Annotated in this window: 19 protein-coding genes and 1 pseudogene; 13 read left to right on the top strand and 7 right to left on the bottom strand. The window is 59.0% G+C overall.

All coding sequences use genetic code 11. The features are described 5' to 3' along the window. Positions 1 to 94 precede the first annotated feature (94 nt). The 3 genes and pseudogenes from AC06G5_RS18780 to AC06G5_RS18770 form a co-directional block, all read left to right on the top strand. On the top strand, positions 95 to 844 hold the full coding sequence (locus tag AC06G5_RS18780) for an ATP-binding protein (RefSeq protein WP_480458028.1): 750 nt from the start codon (positions 95 to 97) through the stop codon (positions 842 to 844). Beyond that, positions 825 to 2,255 carry a phosphotransferase gene (locus AC06G5_RS18775; RefSeq protein ID WP_480458026.1) on the top strand — a complete coding sequence of 477 codons (1,431 nt, stop codon included), beginning with the start codon at positions 825 to 827 and terminating at the stop codon, positions 2,253 to 2,255. The genes AC06G5_RS18780 and AC06G5_RS18775 overlap by 20 nt, the downstream gene beginning before the upstream one ends. Before the next feature lie 216 nt (positions 2,256 to 2,471). After that, positions 2,472 to 3,005: pseudogene (locus AC06G5_RS18770) on the top strand (tyrosine-type recombinase/integrase); the annotation flags it as partial. A 139-nt stretch (positions 3,006 to 3,144) separates the two neighbouring features. On the opposite strand, the gene AC06G5_RS18765 reads toward AC06G5_RS18770, so the two are convergent. Next, positions 3,145 to 3,957, bottom strand: coding sequence for a DUF6602 domain-containing protein (locus AC06G5_RS18765; protein ID WP_480458024.1), 813 nt, complete (start codon positions 3,955 to 3,957; stop codon positions 3,145 to 3,147). 570 nt (positions 3,958 to 4,527) lie between these two features. On the opposite strand from AC06G5_RS18765, the gene AC06G5_RS18760 reads away from it, so the two are divergent. Beyond that, entirely contained in the window at positions 4,528 to 5,406 is an 879-nt protein-coding gene (locus AC06G5_RS18760) for a hypothetical protein (RefSeq protein ID WP_480458022.1), read from the top strand. Between the two features lie 243 nt (positions 5,407 to 5,649). On the opposite strand, the gene phnE is transcribed toward AC06G5_RS18760, so the two are convergent. The 6 genes from phnE to AC06G5_RS18730 form a co-directional block, all read right to left on the bottom strand. Continuing rightward, the gene (gene phnE / locus AC06G5_RS18755) at positions 5,650 to 6,417 is read right to left on the bottom strand and encodes a phosphonate ABC transporter, permease protein PhnE (RefSeq protein WP_480458020.1); all 768 of its coding nucleotides are present in this window, start codon (positions 6,415 to 6,417) and stop codon (positions 5,650 to 5,652) included. Then, positions 6,414 to 7,241 carry a PhnE/PtxC family ABC transporter permease gene (locus AC06G5_RS18750; RefSeq protein ID WP_480458018.1) on the bottom strand — a complete coding sequence of 276 codons (828 nt, stop codon included), beginning with the start codon at positions 7,239 to 7,241 and terminating at the stop codon, positions 6,414 to 6,416. The genes phnE and AC06G5_RS18750 overlap by 4 nt, the downstream gene beginning before the upstream one ends. Continuing rightward, complete coding sequence (locus AC06G5_RS18745; RefSeq protein WP_413704521.1) at positions 7,235 to 8,032, bottom strand: phosphonate ABC transporter ATP-binding protein; 798 nt, start codon at positions 8,030 to 8,032, stop codon at positions 7,235 to 7,237. Before AC06G5_RS18745 ends, AC06G5_RS18750 begins: the two co-directional genes overlap by 7 nt. Continuing rightward, positions 8,029 to 8,880, bottom strand: a complete 852-nt coding sequence (locus AC06G5_RS18740; protein ID WP_413428360.1) for a putative selenate ABC transporter substrate-binding protein — start codon at positions 8,878 to 8,880, stop codon at positions 8,029 to 8,031. The genes AC06G5_RS18745 and AC06G5_RS18740 overlap by 4 nt, the downstream gene beginning before the upstream one ends. A 309-nt stretch (positions 8,881 to 9,189) precedes the next feature. Further along, the gene (locus AC06G5_RS18735) at positions 9,190 to 10,368 is read right to left on the bottom strand and encodes a trans-sulfuration enzyme family protein (RefSeq protein WP_413428361.1); all 1,179 of its coding nucleotides are present in this window, start codon (positions 10,366 to 10,368) and stop codon (positions 9,190 to 9,192) included. After that, the gene (locus AC06G5_RS18730) at positions 10,365 to 11,741 is read right to left on the bottom strand and encodes a pyridoxal-phosphate dependent enzyme (protein WP_413428362.1); all 1,377 of its coding nucleotides are present in this window, start codon (positions 11,739 to 11,741) and stop codon (positions 10,365 to 10,367) included. The genes AC06G5_RS18735 and AC06G5_RS18730 overlap by 4 nt, the downstream gene beginning before the upstream one ends. Positions 11,742 to 12,018: 277 nt before the next feature. Here AC06G5_RS18730 and AC06G5_RS18725 point away from each other — a divergent pair, with 277 nt between their 5' ends. The 9 genes from AC06G5_RS18725 (at position 12,019) to AC06G5_RS18685 (ending at position 22,778) form a co-directional block, all read left to right on the top strand. Next, positions 12,019 to 13,380, top strand: coding sequence for a flavin-containing monooxygenase (locus AC06G5_RS18725; RefSeq protein ID WP_413704523.1), 1,362 nt, complete (start codon positions 12,019 to 12,021; stop codon positions 13,378 to 13,380). Then, positions 13,380 to 13,790 (top strand): RidA family protein, encoded by a 411-nt coding sequence (locus AC06G5_RS18720; protein WP_003201555.1) that lies wholly within the window; start codon positions 13,380 to 13,382, stop codon positions 13,788 to 13,790. Before AC06G5_RS18725 ends, AC06G5_RS18720 begins: the two co-directional genes overlap by 1 nt. Positions 13,791 to 13,800: 10 nt before the next feature. Further along, entirely contained in the window at positions 13,801 to 14,475 is a 675-nt protein-coding gene (locus AC06G5_RS18715) for a DUF1028 domain-containing protein (RefSeq protein ID WP_480458013.1), read from the top strand. Further along, the gene (argE, locus tag AC06G5_RS18710; protein WP_413428365.1) at positions 14,468 to 15,637 is read left to right on the top strand and encodes an acetylornithine deacetylase; all 1,170 of its coding nucleotides are present in this window, start codon (positions 14,468 to 14,470) and stop codon (positions 15,635 to 15,637) included. Before AC06G5_RS18715 ends, argE begins: the two co-directional genes overlap by 8 nt. Positions 15,638 to 15,672: 35 nt before the next feature. Further along, the gene (locus AC06G5_RS18705) at positions 15,673 to 16,713 is read left to right on the top strand and encodes an ABC transporter substrate-binding protein (protein WP_007987073.1); all 1,041 of its coding nucleotides are present in this window, start codon (positions 15,673 to 15,675) and stop codon (positions 16,711 to 16,713) included. 768 nt (positions 16,714 to 17,481) lie between these two features. After that, positions 17,482 to 18,897: a purine-cytosine permease family protein gene (locus tag AC06G5_RS18700; RefSeq protein ID WP_480458010.1), complete on the top strand. Its 1,416-nt coding sequence runs from the start codon at positions 17,482 to 17,484 to the stop codon at positions 18,895 to 18,897. 125 nt (positions 18,898 to 19,022) lie between these two features. Beyond that, positions 19,023 to 20,090 carry a GGDEF domain-containing protein gene (locus AC06G5_RS18695; RefSeq protein ID WP_480458008.1) on the top strand — a complete coding sequence of 356 codons (1,068 nt, stop codon included), beginning with the start codon at positions 19,023 to 19,025 and terminating at the stop codon, positions 20,088 to 20,090. A gap of 145 nt (positions 20,091 to 20,235) precedes the next feature. Then, positions 20,236 to 20,361, top strand: a complete 126-nt coding sequence (locus AC06G5_RS18690) for a hypothetical protein (protein WP_480458006.1) — start codon at positions 20,236 to 20,238, stop codon at positions 20,359 to 20,361. 356 nt (positions 20,362 to 20,717) lie between these two features. After that, complete coding sequence (locus AC06G5_RS18685; protein WP_480458004.1) at positions 20,718 to 22,778, top strand: TonB-dependent receptor; 2,061 nt, start codon at positions 20,718 to 20,720, stop codon at positions 22,776 to 22,778. Positions 22,779 to 22,925 lie beyond the last annotated feature (147 nt).

Below are 22,925 nucleotides of genomic sequence, written 5' to 3'. Positions count from 1 at the left end.
TTCCAGGGCCGCAGAAGTTACTGACGCTTCTATGCTCTTGCGGGCGCTTGCGAAGGAGAACGCTCGATGGGTAAAGCGCGCACTTGAGCGAGCTATGGATCGGATTCAGGTTGGTCCACCAAAGCAAGATGTAGCGACCATTGAAGAACCCGTTATTGAACACGATTCTGAACGGTTGGTTAAAGATCTGCGAGCACAGGCTGTAGATGAGGTTTCTCGAACCATTCTGCATGAATTCGCTCCGCTTATTGGATCTCTGCGGCTCGTGGCAGAAATGGAAGTTGATGCATACGAAACATCTAGGACCAAACACTGCGTAGAGCGTTTAAACGGCTTATTAGAAGCGGTGGGGAACCTGAAAAAGGCGGCATCTACGCCTTCATACAGCGAGTTTGATCTGTCAGAGCTAGTTGCTGAATGTGTAGCAGTTCTAAATATTTCGAACGAAGAAATAGTTTTACGGGTTGCTGGTATAAAGCCTTACATGGTTCAGGCCGATCGCGACTCCCTGGGTTTAGCTATCGACAATGGAATTAGAAATGCTGTTGAAGCGGTTAGAGATTTTTCAACACTTGACCCAGCAGAGATTCTAATAAACTGGGGGCCTGCCGGCTCTGAAAATTGGCTTGCAGTTCTTGATTGCGGAGCGGGTTTTTCAGGAAATCCTGAAGAAGCTTTTAAGCTTGGTGTCTCAAATAAGGATGAACACTTTGGTTACGGGCTAACCACAGCTCAGCTGTCGATGCGCTCAATGGAAGGCGATGTTTTTGTCTCAAACAAAGCCGAGGGTGGAGCAAGATTTGAATTGAGGTGGTATCGGGATTATGCAAATATTGTTCGTTGAGGATAATTTCTCTTACGCAGATACACTGGTTTCAGTAGTGAACGAGAAATTTCCCGGGGTGTCATGGGATGTAATCGATAACTCAGGTTCGGCTGAGGAGCTACTAGCGCATAATTTTTACGACCTAGTGATTCTTGACCTTTGTATGCCGAGCATCCCGTCTGGGCTTGAGAAGAACGTTGAGAATGGTCAGAAGCTATTTTATTTGATTCAGCAACTTATGCCGGGAACGCCAATCTATATTCTTACCGGCTCGGACCTGGACAGCTTTGCCACAGGGCTTTCACGACATGGAGAGAGGGTTAGACTCTGGGGGGCTGAAAAAGAGTTTCCAACCGTATTGTATTTTAGAAAAAATAAGACGCCTGAACTTATTGAAGAATTATCGGGCGTTTACCATGAGATCTTATCTGTAAACTCTATTCCCATTAACACCAGGGGCAAGGCAATAGTATTTGCCAAAGGGCAAGAGCGAGCCCTAAAAACATTTGTCAGAAGTATGGGGGGGGTTGATGGGGTTTACTACCCCTTAAGTGGTTTGTCTGGCTCTTTGGTTGGTCGAATAGAGGTTCGAGATGTTCGGCTGAATATTATTGGGGCGTTCGTCGCCAAGCTTGGACTTACTTCAAAGATTCAGAAGGAAAATGAGTCGTACGCACGCCATGTTAGACTTATGGCTATCAACACATTCACTCCGTTGTTATCTGGGATAGATAAAGGCTTGAAGGAATATAGTGCAATATTTTATACACTGGCTGAAGGTTACAAGGAAACTTTGTTCGAAGTTGTGCGTCGCGATACTATAGCTGCGGTCGGGGTAATCCAGCAAGTCCGGGCTAGTTTGGAGCGGTGGAGTGCTGTTCGAGAGGTTTCAAGAGTATCCGTTGGTGAAATACGAAAGGCGAAGCTTACTGATGAAAGTTTTGATGCGCTAATCGAGCAATACGATTTAGAAGAATTACGAGAAATTGAAAGCATTCATGTAAGTGCTTCCTCTTCTTGTATTCATGGGGATTTGCATGGTGGAAATATTCTGGTAAACCGCGCTGGAACGCCTGTTTTAATTGACTTTGGTGACGTGGGTTTTGGCTATACAGGATTAGATCCTATAACTTTGGAAATGAGTCTTATTTTTCATCCTGATTGCGTATCATCTGGAGTGTCGCAAGAAATGCGATCTTTTCTGGTGCATTGGCCGGTAATTGATGGGTACTGCCAAAATAATCCATTTGGCAATATTGTTAAATATTGTCGAGATTGGGCTTATGACATAAGCGGAGATGATCGATCTGTTTTGGCCGCCGGTTACGCTTTCGCAATAAGACAACTGAAATATGATACTGTGAACTCCGATGAGACTATCGCGCTTATAGTACGTATCGCTAATGCATTAAAGGAAGGGGGGCGATAAGGTATAATGGCCTAGTGCTGTTCATGTTTCTGCTTTAAGGGCTGTTCATAAAGCGCTGATTATTGCTCATAGTAAATCACCTCCACTTTCGTTCTCGCGTCCAAGGTCTGCTAATGGCCGAGCTGCCTCACACGAAAGGCAGCTATGGGTCGAATAGCGCCCACCATTCGTTATGACTGATTCACCCTCGTCCTCCCTCAACGTGGAGGGCGAGCCATGAAAACTATAGCTAGATACAGCCATCAGCCTTGGAACAAAGTAAAACTTGTCGGGCAGAAAGCCCCGCTCCCAGTCAGAGATGGCCATTCGGGTCAGACTCCAGCTCGCGGAGAAGACACGTGATTTGGCGCTCTTCAACTTGGCCATCGACAGCAAGCTACGTGCCTGTGACTTAACCAAGCTGCGAGTTCGAGACATCGCCCATGGGGAGCATGCTTCGTCACGGGCCATCGTGATGCAGCAGAAAACTCAGCACCCAGTGCAATTTGAAATCACGGAGCAAACTCGAACGGTTCTGGAGGCGTGGATGCATCAGGCGCACCTACGCAGCGAGGACTTCTTGTTTCTAACTCGATTGCATGCTTCAGACCATCTTTCCACCAGGCAATACGCTCGAATAGTCAAAGCGTGGGTGACAGTCATTGGCCTGGGCCCAACCATGTATACGGTACTCACACACTACGGCGAACCAGAGCATCGCTGATCTATCGCAGGACGAAAAACCTGAAAGCTGTCCAGCTTCTGCTTGGGTAGCGTTGAAGGTTTCAAACGGCGTGATCTTTTATGATTCGCACCATTCGAGGTCAAGCTTTTTTGTATTTTTTGCGGGAAACTCAGGGCTCATAGCAACTCTAGTCGCCGACAATTTTTGCGTTCAATCCCATTGCTACTACTTCAAATACTGTTCTAGAGGAAAGAAATTCCCTGATAGCTTTTGTGACTCAGCAATTTTAACCAAGCAGATATAGAACCCCATAAGAGCGCCGCTCTCGCTATTACCCGTTGAATAGTGAACGTTTCCATGAACCTTTCTAATGAAGAACCCGTTATTCTTCACCAAATAATACCCTCTGTCTAAAACAGCGATGATGTCAGGCATATCATCCAGGTCGACATTGTTTCCAGTCATGTATTGATAAAGCGAATCTCGTAGCGTCTTTTCTTCAGGCCCCCGAAAGGCAAATATTATGAATGGAGTTTTTTTCATAGTCGCACACATACCTGTGATTTGCTCAGCTATGTTCCCCACGTGAGCGGGAATATTCCGCTGCATCAGGTAACCATCATCGATGCCTACTGGATTAATTCGAATCAAACTCTTTGATTTGACGCAAGCGTCTAGTGTGGTCTTAAGATTTGAACTTCCTTCAATCATTGAGCCAGTGCTTAATGACGATTTACATTCGATTAATGCTAGCGCTGAATCGACAGGGATCATATCCTGATCTTTTCCAAAGTTCAGCTTCAAGGAATGCTTAGAGTATATAATGATATCTGCTTGATTCGAGACGTTGTCCTTAGAGTCGAAAATTTGCCCTGTCGTAAACTCTAAATTGCTAGGTAGGTTTGCAATTAAAAACTCTGTTACTACAATCTCCCGAGCACTTCCTTTGCTACTCCCGTGCGTCGTTAAGGACGAAACGTTAAACTTTGAAGTCAAAAGCCCCGTAGAGTTTGTTAAGTGCCGTTGGATTAACTTCATGAATTTCCGTCCATTTTAGATAATTCACATTTTTCGGAGGCAGGCGGGAAGCTCAGTTACAATTTATTAAAACTCCCGCAATCAGCAAGCTTTCGTCAGATTAAAATAACAAATTAACCAGCAGGTGCTAATTGTTTTAATCAATGAGTCGTATCCTCGTGACCTGCCGCAAGCCATTTTGCAAAATATCATATAAGTCTGCTCTAAATGTCTGCTTCTGGCCGATTTCAGCCTGGTGTCGAACGTCTGCAAAGGGTCGTTTAGTGCCCTTGGCGAAAGCCATGAGCAGACAGCTCCCACACGGATCAGTAGGCTCATCTCTAGGTATCGGGGTGTCCAGAAAAGCTGTACGTATCACGGCCCTATTGCAGCGAGTTCGAATTGGCCATACCCTATCGTTGGTTTTGGAAGCCCCAGCCTCCCCCATTGCACGCCAGTGCACGGTTAATGCCTTCCCACCCTCCGCATCGCGGGGGCGCGACACACTCATGCTAGGCCCTAAATCAACTCGATCTAGTGTCTGTAATAGGGGGAACCAGATGCATATGGGTCGATTATCTGGTGCCTCGTATGTCCGCGCTCTCTTCAAACGATGTAAAACTGCTGTCGCAGATCCTCCACTCCACATCAAAAACTCTGGGCCGTCCCAGTAAACTCGCGGCTACGCGTGAAATGCTCAGCAGGCTGCTCGGCTACAATGACTGGAATGGGGCATGCGCAATGTTGCCCAACAACACGTCCAACAATACCCATGTTGGCATCGCCTTGCTCGAGGTGCCGTCCGTACCACCGAAGACGTTCATAGTCACCGGCAATGATGCTCCATGGCAGCTGTCTGATACGGTGCGCAAGCACCTGACCAAGCATTCCTTGAACCCGGCAGGTTTCACCGTGCCCAGTTGCTCGAGGTCAGACCCGGAAGGTGATTCGAAACCACGATACTGGAGTTTTGTGGTCGCGCAGACACCTGGGAGCAGCACAGAGCACAGAGTGCCATTTGGTCCGCACACGCCCGATTACAGCCGCCTGGATCACACCCCCACCGTGATGACATTTGCCAATGCACAGGGTCGCGTCGACTTCACGCTCACAGTCTGGTGCATCACCCTGCATCCTGGCACCGGCACGGCGACGAACTTCACCGGCGCGACGTCAATGCCGCTGTCCCACACACTCATTGAATCAATCACCGGCCGCGCACCTGATCTTCGCCAGGCCTATTGCTTGGTCAACAGCCGGCAAGGCGGATTTGCCTACGCGATCGTTAGGTGCAATGAGAGGGGAAGCGAGCTGGAAATCGTCAAGCATCTTCCCCACATGTCGGACGACGAGGCTTGGGCACAAGTGGCGCCGTACAACAATGTACTAGGCCTATCTCTTCTGGATGTAGCAGACATCACCGACGCATGCATTAGCGCGGACAATGATGATATCGGGGAGACCTGGTGACGGGCGTTGCGTAATTGCACCAGTCTGGCGAGCCTGTTGGGTCAATATTGACCACCTATTGCATCTGACTTGGACGGTCCCAGCCAATGGTGACCGTCAGGAGCCGGCCCAATTCAGTCGATGCTCACCGGCAACTTTTGGCCGTTTTCTGCCGGTCATAGCCATAAAACACGGCAGTCAATCCCATACAAATACCTGCCCAGCTCAAACGCAATCAGGTGAGCAAGCCTATGCAACCCCCCATCAAGCCTTAACCCACCGCTGCCGACTCCAACTACTCAACCCATCAACCGCAAACACCAGCACCAACATCGCCAAAATCACCGTACTGGCCTGCGCCTCCTGGAACAAACTGAGGCTGACATACAGCATCTGCCCCAAACCGCCGGCACCGACAAAACCGAGCACGCTGGCCATGCGGATGTTGTTTTCCCAGCGGTACAGGATGTACGCCAGCAGCTGTGGAAACAGGTTGGGCAGGGTGCCGTAACAGAAGGCCCAGACGACGTTGCCGCCCTGCAAGCGGATGGCTTCGGCCGGTTGCGGTGGGGTGTTTTCCAGGGCTTCGGCGAACAGGCGGCCGAGTACGCCGGTGGTGTGCATGGCCAGTGCCAGGGTACCGGCGTTCGGGCCGAGTCCGGCGGCCAGCACCATCAGTGCGGCCCACACCAGTTCCGGAATGGCGCGAAGGGCGTTGAGCACTAGGCGCGATGCGCTCTGCAACGGCCAACCGAAACGCCCGGCCGCTGGCAGTGCCAACAGCATGCCGAACACGGCGGCGAGCAGGGTGCCGAGGGCCGACATGGCCATGGTTTCCACGGCGCCACGGCCGATGGCTTGCAGATGGCCGGTGCTCAGGTCCGGGCTGAGAAAGCGCAGCACGTAGGCGCCCATCTGCTTCAGGTTACCGCTGCCGGTCAGCTCGCCGAGCTCGATGCCCAGATAGCGGAACGAAGCGACGACCGCTGCGCCGATGCCCAGGATCAGCAGCAGGTTGACCAGGCGATTCATGCGAACCTCCAGCGCAGCAGGCGGCTGATCTGGTCGGCGAAGAGCACCAACAGGAGAAAGGTCAGCAACATGCTCGCCACTTCACCGCCGGCGAACATGCGCAACGACAAGTCGATCTGCTGGCCCAGCCCGCCGGCGCCGACGAAGCCCATCACCACGGACGCGCGGATCGCGCATTCCCAGCGGTACACGGTGTACGACAGCAATTCCGCGCCGACATTGGGCAGGATGCCGTAGCAGAAGGCCGCCAGCCGGCCACTGCCGGATTGCAATAATGAGTGGACGGGGCGCTGGTCGACCGACTCGAAGATTTCCGCGTAGACCTTGCCCAGCATGCCGCTGTAGGTGATGGCAATGGCCAGCACCCCGGCCGTCGGGCCAAGTCCGACGGCGCGCACGAACAACAGGGCCCAGACGATTTCCGGCACGCTGCGCAGGAAAATCAGCAGCCCGCGCACCGGCCAGCGCAACAGCCGGCCCAAGGCGCTCGGGCGACCGCTGCGCGAGGCGGCCGACAGCGACAGCGCCCGGCTGGCCAGCAGGCTGGCGGGCACGGCCAGCAGCAAGGCCAGGGCCATGCCGGCGGTGGCGATGGCCAGTGTCTGCAGCGTGGCTTGCCACAGCAACTGGAGGAATTCTTCGCCATGGGCGGGTGGCCAGAAGGCTGAAACAAAACGGCCCATCTCACTCTGGCTGTCGGCCTTGAGCAGCACACCCAGGTCCAGTTCGCTGAAGTGGATGCCGGGCCACAGCAGGGCAAGCGCCAACAGACTGAGCAACAGACGGGGCAGGGTGGCCGGGTCTCGCCTATCACGCGTCAGCATCGGGGAATCTGCACACTCAAGGGCACCACCGGGACGGGCGGCGATTGCAGTTGCTCGTTGGCGTAGAGCTTGTCGAGCAGCGCGTGGTCGACGTCGCTGGCGGGCAGGTCGAACAGGACCTGGCCGTCGCGCAGGCCGATGATGCGCGAGAAGTGCGTCAGGGCCAGATCCACGGCATGCAGGCTGGCGACCAGTGTCACCTTGTGTTCCCGTGCGTGGCGGCAGAGGATCGACAGGGTGTGCCCGGCCAGTACGGGGTCCATCGCCGACACCGGCTCATCGGCCAGCAGCACTTCGGGGGCCTGGTACAGCACGCGGGCAATGCCCACGCGCTGCAGTTGGCCACCGGACAATTGCTGGCACTGGGCGAACAGCTTGTCACTGAGGTCCAGCTTGAGCAGTGCCGCCCGCGCGCCTGGAACATCCACCGGATGCAGCAGGCTCAACAGGCTTTTGGCGAACCCCCATTGCCCCAGCTTTCCGGCCAGCACCGCCGTGACCACCCGTTGCCGCGGTGGCAGTGGCGGCGCCTGATGGACCAGGCCGATGCGTGCGCGCAAGCGCTGGCGCTGGCGGGCGCCGAGCTGCCAGGCGTGCTCGCCGAGCACCTCGACCGTGCCGCTGCCGGGGCGCAGGGCGGTCGCCAGCAGGTTGAGCAGGCTCGACTTGCCGGCACCGGACGGCCCGATGATGGCGACCTGCTCACCGGCAGCGATGTGCAGGTCGACCTCATGCAGCGCACGCACGCCATTGCCGTGGGTGAGGCTGACCCGGTTCAGATGCAATGTCATTTCAGCAGGTCGGCAGCGCGCGCGGCTTCCTCGATGCCCTTGTAGTTCTCAGGCTTGGTCTCGATGAAGCGGCTGGCGGCCTGCAGGTCCAGAATGGCTTTTTGCTCCGGGTTGGCCGGGTCGAGCGCGAGCAAGGCTACCTTGATCTTGTTGGCGAGGGCCGGGTCGAGGGTACCGCGCACGGTCCAGTTGTAATCGAAATAGGCTGGCGTGGTGGCGAAGACCTTGACCTTGTCGGTGTCGACCTTGCCGGCCTTGACCAGTTTTTCCCAGACGCTGGCATTGAGCACGCCGGCGTCCACCTTGCCGGCCTGAACCCAGGCGACCGTGGCGTCGTGGGCGCCGGAGTAGCCGACACGGCTGAAGTAGGTTTCCGGCTTGATGCCGTCCTTGAGCATGAAATAACGCGGCATCAGGCTGCCGGAAGTGGAAGACACCGAACCGAAGGCAAAGGACTTGCCCTTGAGGTCGGCCAGCGACTTGACGGCCGGGTCGGCGGTGATGAACTTGCTGGTGAACTGGGCATCCTGCTCACGCTGTACCAATGGAATGGCATTGCCGGTTTTCAGTCGCGCCTGCACGAACGTGAAGCCACCCAGCCAGGCCATGTCGATGCGGTCAGTGGCCAGGGCCTCGACCACCGCCGGGTAGTCGGAAACCGGCACGAACTCGACTTTCATGCCCAGCTGCTGCTCTAGATATTCGCCCAGTGGCTTGAACTTTCGCAGCAATTCGGTCGGGGCTTCGTCAGGAATGGCGCTGACCTTGAGGGTGTCGGCAGCCTGTGCCAGCAGGGCGGAAAAGGATAGGGTCAGGCCGACGGCCAATGCCAGGGTACGTTTGAGCATGGAAGTTCTCCGGTTCAATAGCGGAAAAATGTCGATGCGCCCCGCACAAGCTGATTGCTGCACGACGCTTCGTGAGGGTAGACGAAAACGCCGCGATTATAGGGACTCTTGCTTGCCAGACCAGCAAAACCTGTAGGAGCGAGCTCGCTCGCGATGGTCGTTAACGATGCCGCGTGTTTACTGACTAAGCGCGGCGTTCTTGAGTCCATCGCGAGCAAGCTCGCTCCTACAGGTACGGGTACAGGTACGGGTACAGGTACAGGTACAGGTACAGGTACAGCGTTTACGGTGTGCCACCATTCAGGTGATTTACATCCTTGCCAACGCCTGCGCCAGATCGGCCCGCAAGTCCTCGACATCCTCGACACCCACCGACAACCGCACCAACCCGTCGCCAATCCCCAGTTCCGCGCGGGTGTCGGCGGGGATGGTGGCGTGGGTCATGATCGCCGGGTGTTCGATCAGGCTTTCCACGCCGCCCAGGCTCTCGGCCAGGGCGAAGATCTTCACGCTCTCGAGGAAGCGTTTGGTGCCCGCCAGGTCGCTCTTGATATCGAGGGAAATCATCCCGCCGAAACCGCGCATTTGCCGTTGCGCCAGTTCGTGCTGTGGGTGTGACGGCAGGCCGGGGTAGTAAACCCGTGAGACTTGCGGTTGGCGTTCCAGCCACTGCGCCAGGTCCAGCGCGTTACTGCAATGACGCTCCATGCGCAATGCCAGGGTCTTTACGCCGCGCAGGGTGAGGAACGCATCGAACGGGCCGGCGATGGCGCCGACGGCGTTTTGCAGGAAGCCCAGGCGCTCGGCCAGTTCGGCGTTCTGCCCGACCACGGCGATGCCGCCGATCACGTCGGAGTGGCCGTTCAGGTATTTGGTGGTCGAGTGCAGCACGATGTCGAAACCCAGTTCCAGCGGGCGCTGGATCCACGGGCTGGCAAAGGTGTTGTCGGCCACGCAGATGATGCCGCGCGCGCGGCAGGTGCGGGCGATGGCGGCCAGGTCGGTGAGGCGCAAAAGCGGATTGCTCGGGGTCTCGACCATGACCATCCGGGTGTCGTCCTGCAGGGACGCCTCGAACGCCGCCAGGTCGGTCAGGTCGACGAAGCTGAAGCGGTGCCCGGCGCTGCGCTGGCGCACCTTGTCGAACAGGCGGAAGGTGCCGCCGTAAAGGTCGTTGCCGGAGACGATGTGCGAGCCGGCGTCGAGCAGTTCCAGCACCGTGGAAATGGTCGCCAGGCCCGAGGCGAACGCAAAGGCCCGGGTGCCGCCTTCCAGGTCGGCCACGCAGCGTTCCAGCGCCCAGCGCGTCGGGTTGTGCGAACGCCCGTAGTCGAGGCCTTTGTGCACCCCGGGGCTCTGCTGCAGGTAGGTGGAGTTGGCATAGATCGGCGGCATCAACGCCCCGGTCGACGGGTCCGGCGTTTGCCCGGCATGGATCACGCGGGTGGCGAAGCCGCGCGGCGGGGCGTTTTCATCGTGCTGACTCATGGCAGGGATCTCCGCAGGTGGTTGAGCATGTCGGTTCGGGTAATCAGGCCGTGGAATCCCGAGGCATCCTGAATGATCGCCACCAGCCCACGGCCCAGCTCTGCCTCCAGATCAGCCAGCGTGGCGTCGGGGGACAGGGTTTGCAGCTTGTCGGTCATGGCGCTGGCCACGGCTTTACGGAAGTGCGCAACGTCTTCATGCACCCCCAGCAGGATGTCGGACTCGTCGATCACGCCCACCAGTTGCTTGCCGTTCACCAGCACCGGCAGTTGCGACACATCCGCCAGGCGCATGCGCTGGAAGGCGGTGAGCAGGGTGTCGTCGGGGCCGACGCTGATCACCCGGCCGTCCTCGAAGCGCCGCGCGATCAGGTCGCGCAAGTCACCGTATTGCTTGCGTTGCAGCAGGCCCTGATCGTTCATCCACTGGTCGTTGTAGATCTTCGACAGGTAACGCGTACCGGTGTCGCAGACGAAACTCACCACCCGTTTCGGCGTGGTCTGTTCGCGGCAGTAACGCAGTGCGGCGGCCAGCAGGGTGCCGGTCGAGGAACCGCCGAGAATGCCTTCGGCGCGCAGCAGTTGGCGGGCATGGTCGAAGCTTTCTTCATCGCTGATCGAATAGGCGTGGCGCACGCTGGACAGGTCGGCAATAGACGGAATGAAGTCCTCGCCTATGCCTTCCACCGCCCACGAACCGGGGGTGCCGAGGGTGCCGCTGCGGCTGTACTCGGCCATCACCGAACCGACCGGGTCGGCCAGGACCATTTCCAGGTCCGGCTGCACGCGTTGGAAAAAGCGCGTCAGCCCGGTCAGGGTCCCGGCGGAACCGACGCCGACGACGATGGCGTCCAGATCATGCTGGGTCTGCGCCCAGATCTCCGGCGCGGTGCTGTATTCGTGGGCCAGCGGGTTGGCCGGGTTGTTGAACTGGTCGGCGAAGAACGCATCGGGAATATCCGCGGCCAGCCGCGCCGCGACGTCCTGGTAGTACTCGGGATGGCCCTTGCCGACATCGGAGCGGGTGATGTGCACCTCGGCGCCCATGGCCTTGAGGTGCAGGACCTTCTCGGTGGACATCTTGTCCGGCACCACCAGCACCACCCGGTAACCTTTGGCGCGGCCGACCAGGGCCAGGCCGAGGCCGGTGTTGCCGGCGGTGGCTTCGACGATGGTGCCACCGGGGCGCAGGCGGCCATCGCGTTCGGCGGCATCGATCATCGCCAGACCGATGCGGTCCTTGATCGAACCGCCGGGGTTCTGGGATTCGAGTTTGAGAAACAGCGTGCACGGGCCGGTATCGAACCGGCTGACCCGTACCAGGGGTGTATTGCCGATCAGTTCGAGCACGGCAGGGCGGGAGTTGTCAGGCATGTCGTCACTTCCTTGCGCAAATACGCACTGGGTGGACAGTGGCCTGCGATGTGCCATCAGGCATCGATCGCAGGCATTGCATCGCTAGGACCATAGGCCGGGATCGGGCCCGCCGCAACCTCATGTAGCCAGCCGGTTGCCTCGACGCTTTTTCCTCGCCAGCGACCACAAAAAACATAATTTCGCTATTTCCCGGCTCCGAACAGAATGCGGCCAACACCCTGACACCGATAGCCGCAGCAGAAGAACAACAGTGATCAGAATCGAGGCGGCAGCCATGACCGACCTGAATCAAACCACCTTTCAGAAGTGCACAGCCATGACAGTTGATAAAACCGAAATTGATACGCTTGTTGTTGGCGCCGGCCAGGCCGGCGTGGCCATGAGTGAACACCTGAGCAAGCTGGGTGTGCCCCACCTCGTGCTGGAGCGCAACCGTATCGCCGAAGCCTGGCGCACCGGCCGCTGGGATTCGCTGGTGGCCAACGGTCCTGCCTGGCACGACCGCTTTCCGGGCCTGGAATTCGACGGCCTGGACCCGGATGCCTTCGCCGGAAAAGAGCAGGTGGCTCAGTACTTCGAAGCTTATGCCCGCAAGTTCAATGCACCGATCCGCACGGGCGTTGACGTGAAGAAAGTAGAGCGTAATGCCGATCGTCCGGGTTTCACCGTTGAAACCTCTGATGGCGTGATCGAGGCCCGCCACGTGGTGGTCGCCACCGGCCCGTTCCAGCGTCCGGCCATTCCGCCGATTGCTCCGCAAATCGCTGGTATCAGCCAGATTCACTCCGCCCAATACTACAACCCGCAGCAACTGGCCGAAGGCGCCGTATTGGTGGTGGGCGCCGGTTCGTCGGGCGTGCAGATCGCCGATGAGCTGCAACGCTCCGGCAAACAGGTCTACCTGTCGGTCGGCGCCCACGATCGTCCGCCGCGTGCCTATCGCAACCGCGATTTCTGCTGGTGGCTGGGGGTACTCGGCGAGTGGGATGCCGAGGCCATGCAACCGGGCAAGGAGCACGTGACCATCGCCGTGAGCGGTGCCCGTGGCGGCCACACCGTGGACTTCCGCCGGCTGGCCCATCAGGGCATGACCCTGGTGGGCCTGACCCAAGCGTTCAACGGCGCGGTGGTGAGCTTTGAAAATAACCTCGCCGACAACATCCGGCGCGGCGATGAAAACTACCTCGCGCTGCTCGACAAGGCCGACGCCTATATCGAACGCAACGGCCTGGACCTGCCGCTGGAACCCGAAGCCCGCGCCATGCTGGCCGATCCGGACTGCGTGACCAACCCGATCCTGGAACTGGATCTGCTCAAGGCAGGCGTGACCACGATCATCTGGGCCACCGGTTACTCCACCGATTACAGCTGGCTGAAGGTCGATGCCTTCAAGGAAAACGGCAAACCGCAGCATCAGCGCGGGGTGTCGGCCGAGCCCGGCGTGTATTTCGTCGGTTTGCCTTGGCAGTCCCGTCGTGGCTCCGCGTTCATCTGGGGCGTTTGGCACGACGCCAAGCACATCGCCGACCACATCGTTAAACAGCACACCTATTTCAACTATCGGGATGCGAGCCAGCGTCAAGCCGACGCCGCCCGTGCATCTCTTCAAAAAGCCAGCCTCATGGGAGTTCGTTAATGCCTACTCATACCCGCATCCGCATGTTCAACACCAAAGACACCTACCCGAACCAGACGCTCGACAACGACCTGTGCCAGGCCGTGCGCGCCGGCAACACCGTGTATGTCCGTGGCCAGGTCGGCACCGATTTCAACGGCCAACTGGTGGGCCTCGGTGATCCGCGCGCCCAGGCCGAACAGGCCATGCGCAACGTCAAGCAACTGCTCGAAGAGGCCGGCAGCGACCTGAGCCACATCGTCAAGACCACCACTTACCTGATCGACCCGCGCTATCGCGAGCCGGTGTACCAGGAAGTCGGCAAGTGGCTCAAGGGTGTGTTCCCGATTTCCACGGGCCTGGTGGTCAGCGCCCTCGGCCAGCCGCAGTGGCTGATGGAAATCGATGTGATCGCTGTCATCCCTGAATAAGGAATTCGCCATGACCTTTTCCATCGTTGGTCGCTGCGCCGAGACCGGCCAGCTGGGCATTGCCATCAGCTCTTCGAGCATTGCCGTCGGCGCGCGTTGTCCCTGGCTGCGGGCCGGTGTCGGCGCGGTGTCGAGCCAGAACATCACGCTGCCGGCCCTCGGCCCGCAGATCCTCGATGAACTGGCCAACGGCTCGGCGCCGCCCCAGGCGCTGGACCACTCCTTGACCCGCAATGGCTACAGCCAGTACCGCCAGGTGGCGGTGGTCGACGCCCAGGGACGCACGGCGGTGTTCAGCGGCAACCATGCGCTGGGCATCAACAACGCCCTGGCCGGCGACCAATGCGTGGCGGCTGGCAACCTGCTGGCCAACAGCGGGGTGATCGAGGCGATGGTCGCGGCGTTCGAAAACAGCGAAGGCTGCCTCGCCACCCGCCTGATGAACGCCTTGCAGGCCGGGCAGGATGCGGGGGGCGAAGCCGGTGCAGTGCACTCGGCGGCGTTGTCGGTGGTCGGTGACCTGACCTGGCCGATTGTCGACCTGCGGGTGGATTGGGCCGATGAAAACCCGATCGGCGAGCTGGGCAAACTGTGGGCTGCCTATGAGCCGCAATTGCAGGACTACCTGACCCGTGCCCTCAATCCGACCCTGGCTCCGAGCTATGGAGTGCCCGGCGATGAGTGAGTTGCGCAGCCGCGCCATGCTCGCGCGATTGATCGGGTTCGCCACGGTCAGCCGCGATTCGAACCTGGCGCTGATCGAGTTCGTGCGGGACTACCTGCACGGACTGGGCGTGGATTGCGAACTGATCTACAACGCCGAGCGGACCAAGGCCAATCTGTTGGCCACGGTCGGCCCGCGCGTGGCCGGCGGCATCGTGCTGTCCGGACATACCGATGTGGTACCGGTGGACGGTCAGGCCTGGACGGTCGAGCCGTTCTGCCTGAGCGAGGCGCACGGCAAGCTTTACGGACGCGGCACCGCGGACATGAAGGGCTATCTGGCTTCTGTGTTGGCGGCCGTGCCGATGTTTCTGCAAAGCCCTTTGAAGCGCCCGGTGCACCTGGCGTTCTCCTACGACGAGGAGGTCGGTTGCCTTGGCGTGCGCGGGTTGCTGGAAGTGCTGCCGCAACGCATCCCGGCACCGGCGTTGTGCCTGATCGGCGAGCCGACCGGGCTCAAGCCGGTGCTCGGCCACAAGGGCAAGCTGGCGATGCGTTGCCACGTGCGCGGCGCAGCCTGTCATTCGGCCTACGCGCCTTATGGGGTCAATGCCATCGAGCAGGCCGCGCGCCTGATCGGTCGGCTGGGTGAAATCGGCACGCGCCTGGCTGAACCGCAGCATCACGACGAGCGCTTCGATCCGGCGTATTCGACGGTGCAGGTGGGTGTGATTTCCGGCGGGACGGCGTTGAACATCGTGCCGCAGAACTGCCGCTTTGATTTCGAAGTGCGCGCCTTGCCGGACTTTGCTCCGGAAGCGGTCGCCGATGAGCTGCAAAACTACGCCGAGCAAACCTTGCTACCGGCGATGCAGGCGGTGAAGGCCGACACATCAATTCGTTTTGAAAAGCTTTCGGCCTATCCCGGCCTGGCCACACCCACCGACAGCGCAGCTGCCCGGCTGATTGCCGAGCTGTGCGGCAGCGATGATTTCAGCACCGTGGCCTTTGGCACCGAAGGCGGGCTGTTCGATCAGGCCGGCATACCGTCGGTGGTCTGCGGTCCCGGCAGCATGGACCAGGGGCACAAGCCCGATGAATTTGTCAGCGTCGAACAGATGGCGGCCTGTGACCGCCTGATGGATCGCCTGGCGGCTTACTTGAGTGAATCCGAACACCCATAACAACAAAGGGCCATTCAGGCCCGAGGAAGCGATCCATGTCCAGATCCTTGCGTTGCAGTGTTCCGTTTGCCCTGGCGTTGTTGAGTGCCAGTGTGTGGGCGGCCCCCCAGGACCTCACCGTGATTTCCTTCGGTGGTGCTACCAAGCAGGCCCAGGATAAGGCCTACTTCCAGCCCTTCAATGCCAGCGGCGCGGGCAACATCATCGCCGGTGAGTACAACGGCGAGCTGTCGAAAATCAAGGCCATGGTCTCGGCCGGTCACACCAGCTGGGACGTGGTGGAAGTCGAAAGCCCCGAGTTGTTGCGCGGCTGCGAGGAGGGTTTGTTCGAGAAGCTCGATGCAGGACGCTTCGGTGATTCGGCGAACTTCGTGCCGGGTGCGCTGACCGAATGCGGGGTGGCCACTTATGTCTGGTCGATGGTCATGGCCTATGACCAGAGCAAGCAGGCCAAGGCGCCGCAATCCTGGGCGGACTTCTGGAATGTCGCCGACTTCCCGGGCAAGCGCGGCCTGCGCAAGAGCGCCAAGTACACCCTGGAAATCGCCTTGCTGGCCGACGGCGTCAAGGCTGACGATGTGTACAAGGTCTTGAACACCCCGCAAGGCGTGACGCGGGCCTTTGCCAAGCTCGACCAGATCAAGCCGAACATTCAGTGGTGGGAGGCGGGCGCACAACCGGCGCAATGGCTGGTGGCCGGGGACGTGGTGATGAGCGCGGCCTACAACGGCCGAATTGCCTCGGCGCAAAAGGAAGGCATGAAGCTGAGCATCGTCTGGCCGCAGAGCCTGTACGACCCGGAATACTGGGCGGTGGTCAAGGGCACGCCGAACAAGGCATTGGCCGAAAACTTCATTGCATTTGCCAGCCAGCCGCAGACGCAAAAAGTGTTCTCGGAAAACATCCCTTACGGGCCGGTGCATCGCCAGACCCTGCCATTGCTGCCCAAGGACGTGCAAGAGCAACTGCCGACCGCCGAGGCCAACCTGGCCGGTGCGCGGGCAGTGGATGCGGAGTTCTGGGTAGACCATGGCGAGGAGCTTGAACAGCGCTTCAACGCCTGGGCCGCACGCTAACCCCCTGTGGGAGCGGCGGTGCCCGCGAAGACGGCAGTACATCCAGCATCGATGTGGCTGACAAACCGCTTTCGCGAGCAAGCCCGCTCCCACAAAAATGCAGAGTTCTGGACGGCCCAGACGCCGCAGCCCCCCTGTGGGAGCGGGCTTGCCCGCGAAGACGGCAGCACATCCAATATTTGTGTGGCTGACAAACCGCTTTCGCGAGCAAGCCCGCTCCCACAAAAATGCAGAGTTCTGGACAGTCCAGGCGCCGCAGCCCCCCTGTGGGAGCGGGCTTGCCCGCGAAGACGGCAGCACATCCAATATTTGTGTGGCTGACAAACCGCTTTCGCGAGCAAGCCCGCTCCCACAAAAATGCAGAGTTCTGGACAGTCCAGGCGCCGCAGCCCCCCTGTGGGAGCGGGCTTGCTCGCGAAGACGGCAGCACATTCAACATTAATGTGGCTGATGAACCGCCTTCGCGAGCAAGTCGGATCGCCGCACCGCCGCTCCCACAGGGATTTCATTGGTCAGATTTTTTCCGGTTACCCTCTCGAATGTCGGGAAAGGGGTTGCGGTGCGTTGTGCTGTATTTTTGTTTTTTATTGATTTTTTCTGCCGCAATGGCCGAATAATTGCGCAATCTTTTTTAAGGTTTAAAGGCACAAATTAACTAATTTTCCTCCCGCCGCTCTTTGTCCATGATCACTCCCAACAAGAAATGCGCCGTTCCGTGTGCGCACACCGAAGTACGAACACGTACTCATCCTTGCCTTGGAGTTCGTCATGTCCACCACCGCTTCATCCGCCCCGCTCATCGAGAAACACACGATCGGGTACGTCCCCCCTGAGGATCGCCACGGAAAGGTCAAAGATCTGTTCACCCTGTGGTTCGGCGGCAATATCGCGCCGTTGCCCATCGTCACCGGCGCGCTCGGCGTGCAGTTGTTCCACCTGAACCTGGTCTGGGGCATTGTCGCTATCATCGTTGGCCATCTGGTCGGCGGTGTGCTGATGGCGTTGCACTCGGCGCAAGGCCCGCAGATGGGCATTCCGCAGATGATCCAGAGTCGCGCACAGTTCGGTTCGCTGGGCGCGTTGCTGGTGGTGGTGATTGCCGGCGTGATGTACATCGGTTTCTTCGCCTCCAACATCGTCCTGGCCGGCAAGTCGCTGCATGGCGTGGTCGAGAGCGTGCCGGTATCGGTCGGCATCGTCCTCGGCGGCCTCGGTTCGGGGATCATCGGCATCATTGGCTACCGCTTCATCCACGTGCTCAACCGCATCGGCACCTGGGTGCTGGGCCTGGGCATCGTGCTGGGCTTCGGCTACATCCTGACCCACGTGCAGACCAATGACTTCCTGACCCGCGGCAGTTTCAACATTTCCGGCTGGCTGGCCACGGTGTCGCTGGCGGCGCTCTGGCAGATCGCGTTCGCGCCGTACGTGTCCGACTACTCGCGTTACCTGCCCAAGGACGTGAAAGTCAGCGCGACCTTCTGGGCGACCTACCTCGGCTCTTCGCTGGGCTCGATCCTGTCCTTCGTGTTCGGCGCCGTCGCCGTGCTGGCAACGCCGGTGGGCATGGACACCATGGACGCCGTGAAGCTTGCAACCGGTGCCATCGGCCCGTTGATGCTAGTGCTGTTCCTGCTCAGCGTGATCAGCCATAACGCCCTGAACCTGTATGGCGCCGTGCTCTCGGTGATCACCTTGCTGCAAACCTTCGCCCACCGCTGGATTCCGACGGCGCAAAGCCGGGCGGTACTGTCACTGATCATCCTGGCCGGTTGCTGCGTGGCAGCCATTGGCGCCTCGGCGGACTTCATCGGGCACTTCGTCGACCTGGTGCTGGCGCTGCTGGTGGTGCTGGTGCCCTGGACCGCGATCAACCTCATCGACTTCTATGCGATCCACAAGGGTGACTACGACATCGCCTCGATCTTCCGCGTCGACGGTGGCATCTATGGCCGCTTCAATCCGCAGGCGCTGCTGGCCTACGCCATCGGCATCGTGGTGCAGATTCCGTTCATGAACACGCCGATCTACACCGGGCCCGTGGCGGTGCATATCGACGGTGCGGACCTGTCGTGGCTGGTCGGCCTGGTGGTCACCACGCCGCTGTATTACTGGCTGGCGAACCGTGACACGGCTTATCGTCGGCGCCAGACCATGGCCGGGTTGATGCCAACCAACGGTTGATCGGGAATTTGGAACAGATGTACCGGGTTGAGCGGTTGTGAACGCCAGGGATGGCTGTTTGTCGGGCGTATGGTTATGCTCAGCGCGTTTGCCCATCGCCAGATAAAAACAACCACAGTGAAGCCATGAGCCAATCAGACACGCGTGCGACTGTTCTAGCGCTGTATCCAGAAGACTCCCGCGAGGCAGCGGCATTGCTCAAGCAGGCAGTGCCGCTGATGGTTCGTCACAACATTCCGCCCAACCCGGTGCATTACGCGCTCTGGTACACCTACAGCAAAGGCCAGGAGCCGGAACTCAATCGGCACCTGGACCGGGTCGTCAACGATTTCGACTACTTTCCTCCTGAGTCCGCCGCCAAGCTGTTTCGCGAGTACATCATCCGTGATGAGCTGGCGGACGCTCGCGCCGGGCAACAGGACGCGATCAATCTGGTTGATGATATGGAGCGCGATGTTTCGCGCAGCGTGAAGGGCAATCAGAATTTCCAGGCCAGCCTCGGCCAGTACCTGCAAATGCTTGAGGATCCGGCCGGTGAGCGCTTGCCGGGCATCCTGAGCCAACTGCAAAAGAGCACCCAGCTCATGCAGAGCCAGCAGGAGCATTTCCTCGCCCAGTTGCAGTCCGCACAGCATGAAATCAAAAGCCTGCGGGACAAACTGGAGCGCGCCCAATTGGCGGCGACCCTCGATGGCCTGACCGAATTGCTCAACCGCACCACCTTCAACCGCAAGCTTGAACAGGCAATGAGCCACGCAGCGACCGGCGTGGCGCTGGTGATGCTGGATATCGACCACTTCAAGCAATTCAATGACCAGTACGGCCATCCCCTGGGTGACCGGGTGCTTCAGCATGTCGCCCAGGTGTTGCGCGATGCGCTGCCGGCCGAGGCCTTTGCCGCGCGTTATGGCGGTGAAGAATTCTGTGTGGTGCTCAAGGATTGCCAGGATCTGGCGGCTGCCGGCGCGTTTGCCGAGCGCCTGCGCCTGAAAGTCCAGGCGCTGCGGGTCAAGGCCCGGGGCACCGACACCGTGCTGGACACCATCACCGCGTCGTTCGGCGTGGCCCATGCACAACCCGGCGACACCCCGGAAAGCCTGGTGACCCGCGCCGACGACGCGCTGTACCAGGCCAAGCGCAACGGGCGCAATCAGGTTCGTCAGCAGCCTGACGTAGCGGTCGAGGGCCGTTAGCCGAGGATGAAGCAGGCGTCATGTTTTGCCGATTTGTACGCCTATGGAACTGAAAACCGTTCTTGCAATCGTAACTTTCACGGGTGTGCAGGGGTTACGCATACGCATTGAATGCCCGGCATGGCTGTAAAACCGGGAGGGTGGCATGGAAAACGACTCGATGTTCAGGTTCGTTGCGGGCTACCTGTTCGTTTGCGCCCTGCTGGCATGGGGGGTGGCCCAGGCGTCTCCCTGGATTGCCTCGCACCTGCTGTTGAAATGGATACTTTAGCGCCGACCCGCGATGCCACACTCGACAGTTCCCGATACTTCAAGCACCGCGACGGTGTGACCCACGAATTGACCCTCTTTCCCTGACCCCCAGCCTGCACCGCGTCTCCCTGCATGATGCGTCACGGCCTGCTGACGTCCCGCTCAAATCCCCTGAAACAAGCGCTGCCTGAGGCAGCAAAAATAGAATTCAAATGTATTCGATCGGGTACATTTTTACTTCTTGAATGCAAATGAGAGGGGTTATCAATAGTATTTGTTTCTGCATCGCTTTCGATTAGACTCCCGCCGGCTGGAGGAAAACAGCGTTCTGGATGTAAGAAAAAACACAAAATATCTGTCGCAGGGGAGCGGGGCGTGAATTTCAAAAAGAACACAATTGCGTTGGCTGTGGGGTCGGCGGCCTGTCTGATGAACAGCGCATGGGCGGCCGAACAGTCGAACACAATGGAAATCGCGCCGATCACGGTGACCGGTGAAAAAATCAACCGCACCCTGGAGCAGACCCAGTCGAGCGTGGTGGTCGTCACCGACAAACAACTTCGGGAAAAAGAAGACCACAACCTGGTCGACGTATTCGCCCGGACACCGGGTGTCTACAACCAGGCCGGCAATGAAAACTGGGGCATCCGTGGTGTGCCGGTGTCCGGTTTCGATGACCAGGGACCGGCCACGCTCAACGGCGCGGTTTCGGTGTTCGTCGACGGCGCCGTGCAGCCGAACCGTGCATTGACCCTCAGCCCGATGCCGCTGTGGGACGTCGAGCAGGTCGAAGTGTTCCTGGGCCCGCAGTCTACCACCCAGGGCCGCAACTCCCTGGCCGGTGCCGTTGTCATCCAGACCAGAAACCCGACGTTCGAACCGAGCTTTTCCGCGCAAACCAACGCCGGGAGCTACAACGAGCGCGGCGCGGCAGTTGCCGGCGGCGGCTCGATCGTCGATGACAGGATCGCCGGCCGTATCGCTGTGGATTACCAGGAAGGTGACGGCTACATCGACAACATCGCCCTGGATAACGACGCCAACCCGACCCGCACCAGCAATGCCCGCGGCAAGCTGCTGATTCTGCCCAACGACGATCTCGATGTGCTGCTGACATATGCCCACGGTGAAAGTCGCAAGGGCGACAACTCGGTCATGCGCGAAAACGACCGGATCCGTTATTACAAGATCGCGTCCAACACCAATGCCTTCGACAAACTCCAGCAGGACACCGTCAGCGCCAAGGTGGATTACCGCCTGGACGACAACTGGTCCCTGACCAGCCTTACGGCCAATACCCGCTCGGACTACGACGCGCGCCTGGACTTCGACCAGACGGCCGTGGACAACCAGGTCGTGCTGCGCAAGCAGGACGGCGACCTGTTCAGTCAGGAACTGCGTTTGAATTACGCCTCGGACACCGTGAAGAGCTTCGTCGGAGCCTACTACGGCCGCAGCACCAACAATTTCCACGACAGGTTGTTGTTCGACAATGAACTGTTCGGTACCGCCAAGGGCGATACGACGATTGAAAACAAGGCCGTGTTCGGTGAAATCGACTGGACCTTCGCCCCGCGCTGGACGTTGATCACCGGTCTGCGCTACGACCACGAGACTAACGACACCGACGTCGAACAGGACGACTTCTCCAGCCCTGGCGGCGCCAGCAAGTCGTTTGATGCCGTGTTGCCGAAACTGGGTATCGACTATGAACTGGCCGCCAATCAGTACCTGGGCTTCATGGTGCAGAAGGGCTATCGCGGCGGCGGCGTCAACGTTCGCGCCGGTGGCGGTCACGAGGCGTACGATCCGGAATACACCACCAACTACGAGTTGTCCTACCGCGGTTCGTTCTTCGACCAGACCCTGCGGACCCGCGCCAACCTGTACTACACCGACTGGAAAGACCAGCAGGTCAGTGTGCTCGACCCGGACTCCCCGTTCGCGCACATCTTCAACGCCGGCAGCAGTGACATCAAGGGCCTGGAAGTCTTCGTTGAAAAAGACTTCACCGAACAGCTGACCCTGACCGCCGGTGGTGCCATCACCGATGGCAAGTACAAGGACTTCGTCACGGGCGATGGCCGCGACCTGAGCGGCGAGTCGTTCCTGTATTCGCCCAGGTACAAGATGTCGCTGGGTGGCATCTATCGCTGGAATGACCGTCTGACCCTCAACACCGACGTCATTTACCAGAGCACCTCACCGTCGGAGTACGAGTTCGATGACGCTGGCCAGGTCATTGATGAGCGCAAGAGCGACGCCTACTGGCTGGTCAACTTCAACACCGAGTACAAGATCACCAGGAACGTTGCCGTATCCGGTTTCGTGAAAAACGCCTTCGACAAGGAATACATCACCAACAACCGCAGCGGCGACATCATCGATGCCGGTGCACCGCGCACGGTGGGTGTGGTTCTGCGCTACGACCTGTAACCCCCCACAATCCTGTGGGAACTTGCTCGCGATGACGGCCTGACATGTGCCCCCTGTAGGAGCGAGCATGCTCCGGGCGGCGTTCCGACGATGGTCGTTAACGATGCCGCGTGTTTGCTGAATAAACGCGGCGCTCTTGAGTCCATC

The organism is Pseudomonas sp. WT-JTC (assembly GCF_056711565.1).
Note: the sequence above shows the minus strand (reverse complement) of the source record. Positions and strands in the feature narration are given on the sequence as shown.

What these genes read in the sequence shown, in the direction of transcription:
- AC06G5_RS18780 (WP_480458028.1), top strand. Translation starts at nt 95, where the DNA reads ATGGATCGGATTCAGGTTGGTCCACCAAAGCAAGATGTAGCGACCATT.
- AC06G5_RS18775 (WP_480458026.1), top strand. Translation starts at nt 825, where the DNA reads ATGCAAATATTGTTCGTTGAGGATAATTTCTCTTACGCAGATACACTG.
- AC06G5_RS18765 (WP_480458024.1), bottom strand. Translation starts at nt 3,957, where the DNA reads ATGAAGTTAATCCAACGGCACTTAACAAACTCTACGGGGCTTTTGACT.
- AC06G5_RS18760 (WP_480458022.1), top strand. Translation starts at nt 4,528, where the DNA reads ATGTCCGCGCTCTCTTCAAACGATGTAAAACTGCTGTCGCAGATCCTC.
- phnE (WP_480458020.1), bottom strand. Translation starts at nt 6,417, where the DNA reads ATGAATCGCCTGGTCAACCTGCTGCTGATCCTGGGCATCGGCGCAGCG.
- AC06G5_RS18750 (WP_480458018.1), bottom strand. Translation starts at nt 7,241, where the DNA reads ATGCTGACGCGTGATAGGCGAGACCCGGCCACCCTGCCCCGTCTGTTG.
- AC06G5_RS18745 (WP_413704521.1), bottom strand. Translation starts at nt 8,032, where the DNA reads ATGACATTGCATCTGAACCGGGTCAGCCTCACCCACGGCAATGGCGTG.
- AC06G5_RS18740 (WP_413428360.1), bottom strand. Translation starts at nt 8,880, where the DNA reads ATGCTCAAACGTACCCTGGCATTGGCCGTCGGCCTGACCCTATCCTTT.
- AC06G5_RS18735 (WP_413428361.1), bottom strand. Translation starts at nt 10,368, where the DNA reads ATGAGTCAGCACGATGAAAACGCCCCGCCGCGCGGCTTCGCCACCCGC.
- AC06G5_RS18730 (WP_413428362.1), bottom strand. Translation starts at nt 11,741, where the DNA reads ATGCCTGACAACTCCCGCCCTGCCGTGCTCGAACTGATCGGCAATACA.
- AC06G5_RS18725 (WP_413704523.1), top strand. Translation starts at nt 12,019, where the DNA reads ATGACCGACCTGAATCAAACCACCTTTCAGAAGTGCACAGCCATGACA.
- AC06G5_RS18720 (WP_003201555.1), top strand. Translation starts at nt 13,380, where the DNA reads ATGCCTACTCATACCCGCATCCGCATGTTCAACACCAAAGACACCTAC.
- AC06G5_RS18715 (WP_480458013.1), top strand. Translation starts at nt 13,801, where the DNA reads ATGACCTTTTCCATCGTTGGTCGCTGCGCCGAGACCGGCCAGCTGGGC.
- argE (WP_413428365.1), top strand. Translation starts at nt 14,468, where the DNA reads ATGAGTGAGTTGCGCAGCCGCGCCATGCTCGCGCGATTGATCGGGTTC.
- AC06G5_RS18705 (WP_007987073.1), top strand. Translation starts at nt 15,673, where the DNA reads ATGTCCAGATCCTTGCGTTGCAGTGTTCCGTTTGCCCTGGCGTTGTTG.
- AC06G5_RS18700 (WP_480458010.1), top strand. Translation starts at nt 17,482, where the DNA reads ATGTCCACCACCGCTTCATCCGCCCCGCTCATCGAGAAACACACGATC.
- AC06G5_RS18695 (WP_480458008.1), top strand. Translation starts at nt 19,023, where the DNA reads ATGAGCCAATCAGACACGCGTGCGACTGTTCTAGCGCTGTATCCAGAA.
- AC06G5_RS18690 (WP_480458006.1), top strand. Translation starts at nt 20,236, where the DNA reads ATGGAAAACGACTCGATGTTCAGGTTCGTTGCGGGCTACCTGTTCGTT.